Annotated in this window: 12 protein-coding genes and 3 pseudogenes; 8 read left to right on the forward strand and 7 right to left on the reverse strand. The window is 52.3% G+C overall.

The genetic code is table 11. The features are described 5' to 3' along the window. The first annotated feature begins 106 nt into the window (after positions 1-106). On the forward strand, positions 107-784 hold the full coding sequence (fetA, locus tag ABZJ92_RS06345; protein WP_001157548.1) for an iron efflux ABC transporter ATP-binding subunit FetA: 678 nt from the start codon (positions 107-109) through the stop codon (positions 782-784). Further along, positions 771-1,550: an iron efflux ABC transporter permease subunit FetB gene (fetB, locus tag ABZJ92_RS06350; RefSeq protein WP_005052963.1), complete on the forward strand. Its 780-nt coding sequence runs from the start codon at positions 771-773 to the stop codon at positions 1,548-1,550. Before fetA ends, fetB begins: the two co-directional genes overlap by 14 nt. Positions 1,551-1,612: 62 nt before the next feature. Here the strand turns inward: fetB and cnoX are convergent, their stop codons facing one another. The 3 genes and pseudogenes from cnoX to tesA form a co-directional block, all read right to left on the reverse strand. Beyond that, on the reverse strand, positions 1,613-2,467 hold the full coding sequence (cnoX, locus tag ABZJ92_RS06355; RefSeq protein WP_005052961.1) for a chaperedoxin: 855 nt from the start codon (positions 2,465-2,467) through the stop codon (positions 1,613-1,615). Positions 2,468-2,527: 60 nt separating this feature from the next. After that, on the reverse strand, positions 2,528-3,337 hold the full coding sequence (gene ybbO / locus ABZJ92_RS06360) for an NADP(+)-dependent aldehyde reductase (RefSeq protein WP_000148969.1): 810 nt from the start codon (positions 3,335-3,337) through the stop codon (positions 2,528-2,530). Then, positions 3,327-3,949, reverse strand: a pseudogene (gene tesA, locus ABZJ92_RS06365) (multifunctional acyl-CoA thioesterase I/protease I/lysophospholipase L1). The gene ybbO and the pseudogene tesA overlap by 11 nt, the downstream one beginning before the upstream one ends. On the opposite strand from tesA, the gene ybbA reads away from it, so the two are divergent. Continuing rightward, positions 3,920-4,606, forward strand: a complete 687-nt coding sequence (ybbA, locus tag ABZJ92_RS06370; RefSeq protein WP_001110573.1) for a putative ABC transporter ATP-binding protein YbbA — start codon at positions 3,920-3,922, stop codon at positions 4,604-4,606. The pseudogene tesA and the gene ybbA overlap by 30 nt on opposite strands. Beyond that, positions 4,603-7,018, forward strand: a pseudogene (ybbP, locus tag ABZJ92_RS06375) (putative ABC transporter permease subunit YbbP). The gene ybbA and the pseudogene ybbP overlap by 4 nt, the downstream one beginning before the upstream one ends. A gap of 217 nt (positions 7,019-7,235) precedes the next feature. On the opposite strand, the gene dinQ reads toward ybbP, so the two are convergent. The 3 genes from dinQ to allS form a co-directional block, all read right to left on the reverse strand. Continuing rightward, entirely contained in the window at positions 7,236-7,391 is a 156-nt protein-coding gene (gene dinQ / locus ABZJ92_RS06380; RefSeq protein WP_005052950.1) for a damage-inducible type I toxin DinQ, read from the reverse strand. Positions 7,392-7,730: 339 nt separating this feature from the next. Further along, complete coding sequence (gene mnmH, locus ABZJ92_RS06385) at positions 7,731-8,825, reverse strand: tRNA 2-selenouridine(34) synthase MnmH (RefSeq protein ID WP_001157940.1); 1,095 nt, start codon at positions 8,823-8,825, stop codon at positions 7,731-7,733. Between the two features lie 68 nt (positions 8,826-8,893). Further along, a complete protein-coding gene (allS, locus tag ABZJ92_RS06390) occupies positions 8,894-9,820 on the reverse strand; it encodes an HTH-type transcriptional activator AllS (RefSeq protein ID WP_000460136.1) in 927 nt (308 codons plus the stop codon). A 229-nt stretch (positions 9,821-10,049) separates the two neighbouring features. On the opposite strand from allS, the gene allA reads away from it, so the two are divergent. The 4 genes and pseudogenes from allA to ABZJ92_RS06410 all read left to right on the forward strand — a co-directional run. Next, complete coding sequence (gene allA / locus ABZJ92_RS06395; protein WP_000776379.1) at positions 10,050-10,532, forward strand: ureidoglycolate lyase; 483 nt, start codon at positions 10,050-10,052, stop codon at positions 10,530-10,532. 77 nt (positions 10,533-10,609) lie between these two features. Beyond that, positions 10,610-11,425, forward strand: coding sequence for an HTH-type transcriptional repressor AllR (allR, locus tag ABZJ92_RS06400; protein WP_000141273.1), 816 nt, complete (start codon positions 10,610-10,612; stop codon positions 11,423-11,425). 89 nt (positions 11,426-11,514) lie between these two features. Further along, the gene (gene gcl, locus ABZJ92_RS06405; RefSeq protein WP_005083112.1) at positions 11,515-13,296 is read left to right on the forward strand and encodes a glyoxylate carboligase; all 1,782 of its coding nucleotides are present in this window, start codon (positions 11,515-11,517) and stop codon (positions 13,294-13,296) included. A 12-nt stretch (positions 13,297-13,308) separates the two neighbouring features. Next, positions 13,309-13,587: pseudogene (locus tag ABZJ92_RS06410) on the forward strand (TIM barrel protein); the annotation flags it as partial. 13 nt (positions 13,588-13,600) lie between these two features. Here ABZJ92_RS06410 and ABZJ92_RS06415 read toward each other — a convergent pair. Next, positions 13,601-13,660 (reverse strand): IS1 family transposase (locus tag ABZJ92_RS06415; RefSeq protein ID WP_071528444.1); only part of this gene is annotated, 60 nt, incomplete at its 5' end.

The following is a 13,660-nucleotide window of genomic DNA, read 5'->3' on the forward strand; positions in this document are numbered from 1 at the left end:
TTGCTGCTTGATTAAACAAATTATACCTGATTACTGAAAGAGAGTTCCCCCTTATTCCTGCGAAGGATAAACTGTTTTTAGTAAAAATCAGAAAAAGGGAACAGCGATGCAGGAAAATAGTCCTTTGCTTCAGCTACAAAACGTAGGATATCTGGCGGGTGATACGAAGATTCTTAATAACATCAATTTTTCGCTGCGTGCTGGCGAATTTAAGTTAATTACCGGTCCTTCTGGTTGTGGCAAAAGTACGCTGCTAAAAATAGTTGCTTCATTGATCAGCCCAACCAGCGGAACGTTACTGTTTGAAGGTGAGGATGTCAGCACACTAAAACCAGAAATCTACCGCCAGCAAGTCTCTTACTGCGCCCAGACGCCGACGCTGTTTGGCGATACGGTATACGATAATCTGATCTTTCCCTGGCAGATCCGTGACCAGCAGCCTGACCCGGCCATTTTTCTCGATTTTCTCGAACGCTTCGCTTTGCCGGACAGCATTTTGACGAAGAATATCGCCGAGCTATCTGGTGGTGAAAAACAACGCATCTCATTGATTCGTAACCTGCAATTTATGCCGAAGGTTTTATTGCTGGATGAAATAACCAGTGCGCTGGATGAAAGTAATAAACATAACGTCAATGAGATGATCCATCGTTATGTGCGCGAGCAAAATATTGCCGTGCTGTGGGTGACACACGATAAAGACGAAATTAATCATGCGGATAAAGTGATTACACTGCAACCGCATGCCGGAGAAATGCAGGAAGCACGCTATGAACTCGCATAATATTACTAACGAATCATTAGCACTGGCATTAATGCTGGTGGTGGTGGCAATCTTAATTAGCCATAAAGAAAAACTGGCGCTGGAGAAAGATATTCTATGGAGCGTCGGGCGAGCGATAATTCAGCTGATTATTGTCGGCTATGTGCTGAAGTATATTTTCAGCGTGGATGATGCCAGCCTGACATTATTGATGGTGTTATTTATCTGCTTTAATGCGGCGTGGAACGCGCAAAAACGCAGTAAATATATTGCTAAAGCTTTTATCTCATCGTTTATTGCCATTACGGTCGGGGCGGGAATTACCCTGGCGGTGCTGATTCTCTCAGGGGCGATTGAATTTATCCCGATGCAGGTGATCCCTGTCGCCGGGATGATTGCCGGTAACGCCATGGTAGCGGTGGGGTTGTGTTACAACAATTTAGGGCAACGGGTCATTAGCGAACAGCAACAGATTCAGGAGAAACTGAGTCTTGGCGCGACGCCGAAGCAGGCTTCAGCGATATTGATTCGCGACAGTATTCGCGCGGCTTTAATTCCGACGGTCGATTCAGCAAAAACGGTTGGCTTAGTGAGTTTACCAGGAATGATGTCCGGGCTGATATTTGCCGGGATTGATCCGGTGAAGGCGATTAAATATCAGATTATGGTGACCTTTATGCTGCTCTCAACCGCCAGCTTGTCGACCATTATTGCCTGCTATTTAACCTATCGTAAGTTTTATAATTCGCGCCACCAGTTGGTGGTGACTCAATTGAAGAAGAAATGATGCGATGCCGGATGCGCAGCATCGCATCCGGCGTTGTGGTTCATGTGCCGAACAACGGAATATCAATACAACAATGCATACAGCTGGCGGCGATACTTCGACGCCAGTGCATCACCCGTACCCAGCGCAGCGAGGATCTCCTGGAACGTTTTACGCGTCTGACCGTCTGCGGCGGTGAGATCTTTACGCAGATGCCCGAACAGCAACTCCAGCGCCTCTTCATTGCGCCCAACCTGATGCAGTTGCAGCGCCAGTTGCGTCGCCAGTGCGGCATCTTCTGGATTCTCCGCCACCTGCTGTTGCAACTGTTGAATTTCCGGCTTATCAGCCGCCTGCTTCAGCAGTTCGATTTGCGCTACCAGCCCCTGGTAGCGGGTGTCCTGATCCTGCAACGGAATGGTTTTCAGCACCGCTTCCGCATCTTCAGAACGGTTCAGCGCAATCAGCGTTTCTGCCAGCAGCAGGCCGATCTCCCCGTTCTGATTCGACAACTGCCAGGCGTCTTTCAGCAATGGCAGGGCATCGGTGTAATTGCCTTCCTGCATCAGTTGCATCGCCTGCTGCGCTTTCAGCTCTTCTTCGCGCGGCAGCACTTTATCCAGCAGGGCGCGGATCGCCTCTTCCGGTTGCGGCCCCTGGAAGCCATCTACCGGTTGCCCGTTCTGGAACAGATACACGGTCGGAATCGCGCGCAGACCAAACTGGGCGGCAATCATCTGCTCCGCGTCGCAGTCCAGCTTCGCCAGAATAAATTGCCCGTTGTACTGCGCCGCGAGGCTTTCCAGGATCGGGGTTAACTGCAAACAGTGCTGGCTACGTTCAGACCAAAAATAGAACAGCACCGGAGTGGTCATCGACTGTTCAAGAACCTGTTGCAGGTTAGATTCGTTAATGTTGACAATATTTTCTACGGACATGGAGTCGCTCTCTGTTGTCGATATTTTCTTTGACATGGGGGCTTAAGCGCGCGCTTCAACTCACCCCTGCAATATTTTGTCCATCACGCGCCCAGGCAGCAGGCGCTCGAGCACCATTACTGCCCAGGTCACCAGCGTTACCGGATAGCGCATCTTCGGCTTCTCGCTAATAAAAGCATGGCGCACTTTGTCGACCACCGCTTCCGGTCCCAACGTAAAGCGGGCGGCGATGCCGGGATTTTCGACTGGTTTATCACTTTGCGTCTGGTTGACGTTGTCGGTGAAGCGAGTACGAATGGGACCGGGTTCGATCAGGCTGACTTTAATTCCGCTGTGGCGTAGCTCCATGCGCAGCGCGTCTGACCACGCCTCCAGCGCATATTTACTGGCCGCGTAAGCGCCACGACCCGGCGTGGAGATTAATCCCATCACCGATGATGTCATCACAATACGCCCTTCACCGTGCGGTAACATCGCGGGTAACAGGCGCATGGTGAGCTGGTGTGCGCCGAAAAAGTTGGCGGAAAACTGCTGTTCCATCTGCGCACGGCTGATGGTGGAAAGGGGGCCATACATGCCGAATCCGGCATTGTTAAAGATCCCATACAGACAATTATCGGTCAGGGCGATCACCTCGTCTGCTGCGCGATTAACACTTTCTGGTGAATCCAGATCGATCAACACGCCGGTAAATCCCATGTTGTTCATACGCTCAACATCATTCGGTTTTCGGCAACCTGCCAGCACATGAAAACCCTGGCGTTTTAATTCGAGCGCGCTTTCCAGGCCAATTCCACTGGAACATCCGGTAATTAAGACCGATTTTTGCATAACTTTACCTGTCAGGATCTCCGTTGCTTTATGAGTCATGATTTACTAAAGGCTGCAACTGCTTCGCCATCCAGTCGGCAATAAACGGCTGGGCGTCGCGGTTGGGATGAATACCGTCATCCTGCATCCATTGTGGCTTGAGGTAGACCTCTTCCATAAAAAAGGGCAGCAGCGGAACATCAAACTCTTTGGCGAGTTTGGGGTAAATGGCGCTAAAGGCTTCATTATAACGGCGACCATAGTTTGCAGGCAGACGTATTTGCATTAACAATGGTTCAGCGTTGGCGGCTTTGACATCCTGCAAAATCTGGCGCAGCGTTTGCTCGGTTTGCTGTGGCTGAAAACCACGCAAACCATCATTGCGCCCAGTTCAACCAGCACCCAACGCGGCTGATGCTGTTTGAGCAGAGCCGGAAGGCGCGCCAGCCCTTGTTGCGAGGTGTCGCCGCTGATGCTGGCATTAACTACCGACGTTTTACTCTGCCACTTATCATTCAACAAGGCAGGCCAGGCCGCGCTGGCAGACATTCGATACCCGGCGCTCAGGCTATCACCCAGAATCAATAACGTGTCCGCTGCGGCGGCACGGAAGGTTAACAGGACCAGGAACAGGAAGGGCAAATGCCAGCGGAAAACATTGTTGAAGTTCATCATCTTAAGAAGTCCGTCGGTCAGGGGGAGCATGAACTCTCCATCCTCACCGGAGTTGAGCTGGTTGTCAAACGTGGCGAGACCATCGCACTGGTGGGCGAGTCGGGATCGGGTAAGTCAACCTTGCTGGCGATCCTCGCCGGGCTTGATGACGGCAGCAGTGGCGAAGTGAGTCTGGTGGGACAACCGCTACATAATATGGACGAAGAAGCGCGGGCAAAGTTGCGCGCGAAGCACGTCGGCTTTGTTTTTCAGTCATTTATGTTAATTCCTACCCTTAACGCGCTGGAAAACGTCGAGCTTCCGGCTCTGCTGCGCGGTGAGAGTAGCGCGGAAAGTCGTAACGGGGCGAAAGCGTTGCTCGAACAGTTAGGGCTGGGTAAACGTCTGGATCATCTTCCGGCACAGCTTTCCGGCGGTGAACAGCAACGAGTGGCGCTGGCACGAGCCTTTAATGGTCGACCTGATGTGCTGTTTGCCGACGAACCCACCGGCAACCTTGACCGCCAGACGGGCGATAAAATTGCCGACCTGCTGTTTTCCCTCAACCGTGAACATGGCACCACGTTGATTATGGTGACCCACGACCTGCAACTGGCGGCACGCTGCGACCGCTGCTTACGGCTGGTGAACGGGCAGTTGCAGGAGGAAGCATGATTGCACGTTGGTTCTGGCGCGAATGGCGTTCGCCGTCGCTATTAATTGTCTGGCTGGCGCTAAGCCTGGCGGTGGCCTGCGTGCTGGCGCTGGGCAATATCAGCGATCGCATGGAGAAGGGCTTAAGCCAGCAAAGCCGTGAGTTTATGGCGGGCGATCGGGCGTTGCGCAGTTCACGCGAAGTGCCGCAAGCGTGGCTGGAGGAAGCGCAAAAGCGCGGCCTGAAAGTCGGCAAGCAGCTGACTTTCGCCACAATGACCTTTGCAGGCGACACACCGCAGCTGGCGAACGTCAAAGCGGTGGATGATATCTACCCGATGTATGGCGGTCTGCAAACTAATCCCCCTGGCCTGAAACCGCAGGCGGGCAGCGTATTGCTGGCCCCACGCCTGATGGCACTGCTTAACCTGAAAACGGGCGACACCATTGACGTGGGCGATGCCACCTTGCGGATTGCCGGAGAAGTGATTCAGGAACCGGATTCCGGTTTTAACCCCTTCCAGATGGCTCCGCGTCTGATGATGAATCTGGCGGATGTCGATAAAACCGGAGCCGTGCAGCCGGGGAGTCGGGTCACCTGGCGTTATAAATTCGGCGGCAACGAGAACCAGCTCGACGGCTATGAGAAATGGTTGTTACCTCAGCTTAAACCCGAACAACGCTGGTACGGTCTGGAACAGGACGAAGGCGCGCTGGGGCGATCGATGGAACGCTCGCAACAGTTCCTGCTGCTTTCGGCGCTTCTGACCTTGCTGCTGGCAGTGGCAGCGGTGGCGGTAGCGATGAATCATTACTGTCGCAGTCGCTACGATCTGGTGGCGATCCTCAAAACGCTGGGGGCAGGGCGAGCGCAACTGCGTAAGCTAATCGTCGGTCAGTGGTTGATGGTGCTGACGCTTTCAGCCGTTACCGGTGGGGCCATAGGCCTGTTGTTCGAAAACGTGTTGATGGTGCTGCTCAAGCCCGTTCTGCCTGCTGCACTACCGCCAGCCAGCCTCTGGCCGTGGCTGTGGGCGCTTGGCACCATGACGGTCATCTCGCTGCTGGTGGGGCTACGACCATACCGCTTGTTGCTGGCAACGCAGCCTTTACGCGTATTACGTAATGATGTGGTCGCGAACGTCTGGCCGCTGAAGTTTTATCTGCCGATTGTCAGTGTGGTGGTTGTGCTGCTGCTCGCCGGATTAATGGGTGGCAGCATGCTGCTTTGGGCGGTGCTGGCGGGCGCGGTAGTACTGGCTTTGCTGTGCGGTGTGCTGGGCTGGATGCTGCTGAATGTACTTCGCCGCATGACGCTGAAATCGCTGCCTCTGCGCCTGGCGGTTAGCCGCCTGTTACGTCAGCCGTGGTCAACGTTAAGCCAGCTTTCGGCATTTTCGCTCTCCTTTATGCTGCTGGCACTGCTGCTGGTGCTGCGTGGCGATCTGCTCGACCGCTGGCAGCAGCAGCTACCGCCAGAAAGCCCGAACTACTTTTTAATTAACATCGCCACAGAACAGGTAGCACCGCTAAAAGCGTTCCTCGCGGAACATCATATAGTCCCGGAATCATTTTATCCGGTAGTGCGGGCGCGGCTGACGGCGATTAATGATAAGCCGACAGAAGGTAATGAAGATGAGGCGCTTAATCGCGAACTCAATCTTACCTGGCAAAATACGCGGCCCGATCATAATCCGATTGTCGCCGGTAACTGGCCGCCAAAAGCCGATGAAGTGTCGATGGAAGAGGGGCTGGCGAAACGCTTAAACGTTGCCCTCGGTGATACCGTGACTTTTATGGGCGATACCCAGGAGTTCCGCGCTAAAGTGACCAGCCTGCGCAAAGTGGACTGGGAAAGTCTGCGGCCTAATTTCTATTTTATTTTCCCTGAAGGGGCATTAGACGGGCAACCGCAGAGCTGGCTTACCAGTTTCCGCTGGGAGAATGGCAACGGCATGTTGACGCAACTCAACCGCCAGTTCCCGACCATTAGCCTGTTAGACATTGGCGCGATTTTAAAACAGGTCGGTCAGGTGCTGGAGCAGGTAAGTCGGGCGCTGGAGGTGATGGTGGTGCTGGTCACCGCCTGCGGTATGTTGCTGTTGCTGGCACAGGTGCAGGTGGGAATGCGCCAGCGTCATCAGGAGCTGGTGGTATGGCGCACACTCGGTGCGGGGAAAAAACTGCTGCGCACGACATTGTGGTGTGATGTTCGCCATGCTTGGGTTTGTTTCCGGCCTGGTGGCCGCAATTGGTGCGGAAACGGCACTGGCAGTGTTGCAGGCGAAAGTGTTTGATTTCCCGTGGGAGCCAGACTGGCGATTGTGGATTGTTCTGCCGTGCAGCGGTGCGCTGCTGCTGTCGCTTTTCGGCGGCTGGCTGGGTGCGCGACTGGTTAAGGGTAAGGCGCTGTTCAGGCAGTTTGTGGGGTGATGACAGGTGTTAGATTGCCTGATGCGCTACGCTTATCAGGCCTACGAAGAGCGTGCAATATATTGATTTTGCAAGATTGTGTAGGCCGGATAAGGCGTTTACGCCGCATCTGGCATGAACAGTGTGCATTTTGGCAATAAATATGAAACCAACTGTCATGTCGGTTTTTTTAAAGGCCGAAGGAGGTAAACCTTCGGCCTTAGCTACGTTTCCTCAGTTATTCAATAAACTGACGGATCAGTTCCAGCAGCGCGATTAGCGCCTTAAGAACGATGAGAACTTTATCGAGAAAAGTTTTCATCCGTTGCTCCCTTAAGGGAGAAAGACAATCACAGCTTACCCTTACGTTGCCTATAACTATGATTTTCTTCATGTGCTAGATGAGGACTGTCTCTCTCCAAATTAGAGCACCAGAATCAGCACCACCTGTATCCTGACCAGGACTTAAAAGTACTTTTCCGCACTGCGGTAATCCCTTGAGGCAGTATCACTACTAGCGTCGGGATTGTATCGCCAACATAGCTGTTTGAATATGTAGGCATCCTGACTTATAATTCACTTGCTAGATGAGGACTGTTTAATTTCTGCCCGGAACCACCAAGTCTTGGGCGGAAAAAATAAAAAAACCGACTGTCATGTCGGTTTTTTTATATCTGTATTCTGGTGCAACCATTTTGTTCTCACGACAATCGCCGTTTCAGAATACCGCCCATCACTGCGCCTTAACCCATACCGCCACTTCCGCCCACTCACCGCGAAAGACAACTTTTTCCGCTTTTTTCTCAAGCTGATAGCGATACATTGGGTCGTAATATTCTTTAAGTAACGGCACCAGCCAGGCCAGATGACCGTCGGTGCTGCCGGTGGTGAGTTGCGTTGTCAGCGCCGTATCCAGCTGGGCAGCGAGTTCGTTATAGCGCTGTAACCCCAGCCGACGCTTAATCGCCGAAAGTCCGTGATGCAGGTATTCGCAATATTCCTGCCAGCCCTGTTCGTCGCCATAAGCGTGGGTAAAATCATGATGCATACGCAAGAAATACTCTTCATTCAGGCGTTCAAGACGGATCTCAAACGGATCTTCTACCACCGCAATCGCCGCCTGAGTCATTCGCTCGCGCAGACATTCCGGCAGGTGATTCGAACCGATCATCCGGCTTTCATCTTCCAGCACCCACAGGCGCAAATCCTGACGGGCGTCGGTTTTTAGCATTTCGGCAGCCAGCAGGTTTTCAAAACTCGCCTGGCTAAGTTGTGGTTGTAACGTGCGACCAAACGCCGAACCGCGATGACGCGCCAGCCCTTCCAGATCAACACCGTTTGGCTGTTGTTGCACTAATAGCGTTTTACCGCTGCCGGTACAACCGCCAATCAGCACTATCGGTTTTTGTGCCAGTTCAATGGTCGCCTGAATCGCGGTCTGGCGCAGTGCCTTATAACCGCCTTCCACCAGCGGATAATCAATCCCCGCTTCATGCAGCCAGCGTTGCACAATATGTGAACGTTGACCGCCACGGGCGCAGCAGAGAATACCTTGCGGATTTTGCAGGCACGCTGCCCGCCAGGCGTACATACGCTGCTGACGAATTTCACCCGCCACCAGTTTATGCCCCAGCGCCAGCGCTGCGTCTGAGCCTTGCTGTTTATAGCAGGTGCCAACGGAGGCGCGTTCATCGTTATCCATTAACGGCAGATTGATAGCGGCGGGCATTGCGCCTTGCTCAAACTCGATAGGGGCGCGAACATCAATAATGGGCGTATCAGCAATCAGCAGGGCACGATAGTCCTGTTCCGTGTGTCTCTCTTGCATAGTTAAAAGTGAACCTCAAATCAGCTTGCGCGCTATTTTACGCGCCAACGCGCAAGGAAACTTGATTTTTAACTGCGTGGGGTGCCGAAAATTTCTAAAAATCCGCTGATTTCCGGCCTGTGTTGGGTAAACAAGGTCACAATATCTTCTACCGCTTTGCAGCTGCCAAATTTGCGCCATGCCAGACTCAATGGCGAAGGAGGGCGCATCGTTGGGATTACCCGGCTGACCAGTTGTTGATTATCGATCATTGACTGGCAAAGTGATTTTGGCAAAAAACCAATGCCAACACCCGCCAGATGGGCGGCGATTTTCGTTTCCATATCGGGAACAATAATCTCTTTTTGCCCCGGCAATCGCCAGGCGACGCGTTTGGTTAAGGTGCCGGCGCTGTCTTCAATATTGACCGCCGGAAAGCGACGCAACTGCGCTTCTGTTAGCGGCTCTTCAACGTTCGCCAGCGGATGATCCGCCGCCATGACAAATCGCCATTGCACCGATCCTAAGGGATCAAGACTAAAGGTATTTGCCAGCGCCTCAGTTCCCGTGACCCCGATAGCCAGCGAAAAACCTTCGTACAATAGCGAGTCCCAGACGCCCATATAGATTTGTCGGGAGATGTGAAACTGGGTAAAGGGGTAACGCTCATTCAGCCACGCCAGCAACTGGGCGACGGCCTGGGGGTTATAGAGCAGGTTGTTGATGACAATATTCACCTGGCGTTCCACGCCATCATTCACCTGTTGCAGCTCGCTGGGCATACTTTCCAGCCAGCTCAGCCAGTCTCTGGCCTGGGAAAGTAGATGCTCGCCAGCCGCTGTCAACGTTACGCTACGAGTCGTACGGAAAAACAGCGCTACTCCGGTATTCTCTTCCAGAAGTTTAATGCGATAACTGATCGTCGCCGTGGTTTTACATAATCGTTCTGCCGCTTTTGAAAAACTTCCTGTTTCAGCAACCGCAATGAAAGTCCGCAAGGTTTCTGGATCGAACATCTTCAGGTATCCCCTTTTAAATCCGCAAGTTGCGTGATTTTCTTATCCTCTGATTTATCAGTATTTTTACATGATAATCCTGTTCAATTTGTGGACTAAATCTAGTTTTGGAAAAACATTCCAACTTTTGTATTAATGTTGTTCTCTTAAGGTTTTAGATTGCCTGTTATTGAAACCAAGCTGACCGGTCGGCGGTGGTTGAACGGAATTATGTTACAAGGACAAAAAGATGAAACTTCAGGTATTACCGTTAAGTCAGGAAGCCTTTAGTGCTTATGGCGACGTAATCGAAACGCAGCAACGGGATTTTTTCCATATTAACAATGGCCTGGTGGAGCGTTACCACGATTTGGCGCTGGTTGAGATTCTTGAGCAAGACCGTACGCTTATCAGCATTAACCGCGCGCAACCGGCGAATCTGCCGCTGACCATTCACGAACTCGAACGTCATCCGCTGGGCATTCAGGCCTTTATCCCAATGAAAGGTGAAGTGTTTGTGGTGGTCGTGGCGTTAGGCGACGACAAACCAGACCTGTCAACGCTGCGGGCGTTTATCACCAACGGTGAACAGGGGGTGAATTACCATCGTAACGTCTGGCATCACCCACTTTTCGCCTGGCAGCGCGTCACCGATTTTCTGACCATCGATCGCGGCGGCAGTGACAACTGTGATGTTGAAAGTATTCCTGAACAGGAACTCTGTTTTGCGTGACGCCTGCAACCGACTTGCATAAGATAAACTAATTGTTCATTGTTTATGCTCACTTGTAGGTCGGAGTTAACGTAGGTATGACGGAAGTTAGACGGCGCGGCAGGCCAGGACAGGCGGAGCCTGTGGCACAGAAGGGCGCACAGGCGTTAGAGCGGGGAATTGCGATTCTGCAATATCTGGAAAAAAGTGGGGGAAGTTCGTCGGTTAGCGATATTTCTCTCAATCTGGATTTGCCGCTCTCCACGACCTTTCGCTTGCTGAAGGTTTTACAAGCAGCGGATTTTGTCTATCAGGACAGTCAATTAGGCTGGTGGCATATAGGATTAGGTGTCTTTAACGTCGGTGCGGCGTACATCCATAACCGCGATGTCCTCTCCGTCGCCGGGCCGTTTATGCGCCGCCTGATGTTACTTTCCGGCGAAACGGTCAATGTCGCGATCCGTAACGGCAATGAAGCGGTATTAATTGGTCAGTTAGAGTGTAAATCGATGGTCAGGATGTGTGCGCCACTGGGCAGTCGTCTGCCGCTGCATGCTTCCGGTGCGGGCAAAGCGCTGCTTTATCCGCTGGCGGAAGAGGAGTTGATGAGCATCATTCTGCAAACCGGTTTGCAGCAGTTTACGCCAACTACGCTTGTGGATATGCCCACCTTGCTGAAGGACCTGGAACAAGCGCGTGAACTGGGCTATACCGTAGATAAAGAAGAGCATGTTGTAGGTCTGAATTGCATAGCTTCAGCAATTTACGATGATGTCGGTAGAGTTGTTGCCGCTATCTCCATCTCCGGGCCTTCATCAAGACTGACAGAAGATCGTTTTGTCAGTCAGGGTGAGCTGGTCAGAGACACCGCCCGCGATATCAGCACGGCGTTGGGACTGAAAGCACATCCATAGTGTCTGTCGCATCCCGCTCTGCGGAGCGGGTTTTTTTGACAAAATTTGAAAGTTGGAAAATTTTTCCAACTAATAGAGGTAGGAATAAAATGGCAAAAATGAGAGCCGTTGACGCGGCAATGTATGTGCTGGAGAAAGAAGGTATCACCACCGCCTTCGGCGTTCCGGGAGCTGCAATTAATCCGTTCTACTCAGCGATGCGTAAGCACGGCGGTATTCGTCACATTCTGGCGCGTCATGTGGAAGGTGTTTCGCACATGGCGGAAGGTTATACCCGCGCAACGGCAGGGAATATCGGCGTATGTCTGGGGACTTCCGGTCCTGCGGGCACGGACATGATCACCGCGCTCTATTCCGCTTCTGCTGATTCCATTCCTATTCTGTGCATTACCGGCCAGGCACCGCGCGCCCGTCTGCATAAAGAAGATTTTCAGGCCGTAGATATTGAAGCAATTGCTAAACCGGTCAGCAAAATGGCGGTTACAGTTCGTGAAGCGGCGCTGGTGCCTCGCGTGCTGCAACAGGCATTTCACCTGATGCGTTCTGGTCGTCCGGGTCCGGTACTGGTGGATTTACCGTTCGACGTTCAGGTTGCGGAAATCGAGTTTGATCCTGACATGTACGAACCGCTGCCGGTCTACAAACCTGCTGCCAGCCGTATGCAGATCGAAAAAGCTGTAGAAATGTTAATCCAGGCCGAACGTCCGGTGATTGTTGCCGGGGGCGGGGTAATCAATGCTGACGCAGCTGCACTGTTACAACAGTTTGCTGAACTGACCAGCGTTCCGGTGATCCCAACGCTGATGGGCTGGGGCTGTATCCCGGACGATCATGAACTGATGGCCGGGATGGTCGGTCTGCAAACCGCGCATCGTTACGGTAACGCAACGTTGCTGGCGTCCGACATGGTGTTTGGTATCGGTAACCGTTTTGCTAACCGTCATACCGGTTCGGTAGAGAAATACACCGAAGGGCGCAAAATCGTTCATATTGATATTGAGCCGACGCAAATTGGTCGCGTGCTGTGTCCGGATCTCGGCATTGTCTCTGATGCTAAAGCGGCGCTGACACTGCTGGTTGAAGTGGCGCAGGAGATGCAAAAAGCGGGTCGTCTGCCGTGTCGTAAAGAATGGGTCGCCGACTGCCAGCAGCGTAAACGCACTTTGCTGCGCAAAACCCACTTCGACAACGTGCCGGTGAAACCGCAGCGCGTGTATGAAGAGATGAACAAAGCCTTTGGTCGCGATGTTTGTTATGTCACCACTATTGGTCTGTCACAAATCGCTGCGGCACAAATGCTGCATGTCTTTAAAGACCGCCACTGGATCAACTGTGGTCAGGCTGGTCCGTTAGGCTGGACGATTCCGGCGGCGCTGGGGGGTTGTGCCGCTGATCCGAAACGCAATGTGGTGGCGATTTCTGGCGACTTTGACTTCCAGTTCCTGATTGAAGAGTTAGCCGTTGGCGCGCAGTTCAACATTCCGTACATCCATGTGCTGGTGAATAACGCCTATCTCGGCCTGATTCGTCAGTCACAACGCGCTTTTGACATGGACTACTGCGTGCAACTCGCTTTCGAGAATATCAACTCCAGTGAAGTGAATGGCTACGGTGTTGACCACGTAAAAGTAGCGGAAGGTTTAGGTTGTAAAGCTATTCGGGTCTTCAAACCGGAAGATATTGCGCCAGCCTTTGAACAGGCGAAAGCCTTAATGGCGCAATATCGGGTACCGGTAGTCGTGGAAGTTATTCTCGAGCGTGTGACCAATATTTCGATGGGCAGCGAACTGGATAACGTCATGGAATTTGAAGATATCGCCGATAACGCAGCGGATGCACCGACTGAAACCTGCTTCATGCACTATGAATAAGGGAGATAAATGATGTTACGTTTCTCTGCTAATTTATCGATGTTATTTGGTGAATATGATTTTCTCGCCCGTTTTGAGAAAGCTGCGCAGTGTGGTTTTCGCGGCGTTGAATTTATGTTTCCTTATGACTACGACATTGAAGAATTAAAACAGGTACTGGCGAGTAATAAACTCGAACATACGCTGCACAATTTACCGGCAGGTGACTGGGCGGCGGGCGAGCGCGGTATTGCCTGTATTCCTGGCCGTGAAGAAGAGTTTCGGGATGGCGTAGCAGCAGCGATTCGTTGGTAATGACTCCAACTTACTGATAGTGTTTTATGTTCAGATAATGCCCGATGACCTTGTCATGCAGCTCCACCGA

Origin of the sequence: Shigella sp. FJ200513 (assembly GCF_040495915.1) — a bacterium.
GTDB lineage: Bacteria > Pseudomonadota > Gammaproteobacteria > Enterobacterales > Enterobacteriaceae > ECMA0423.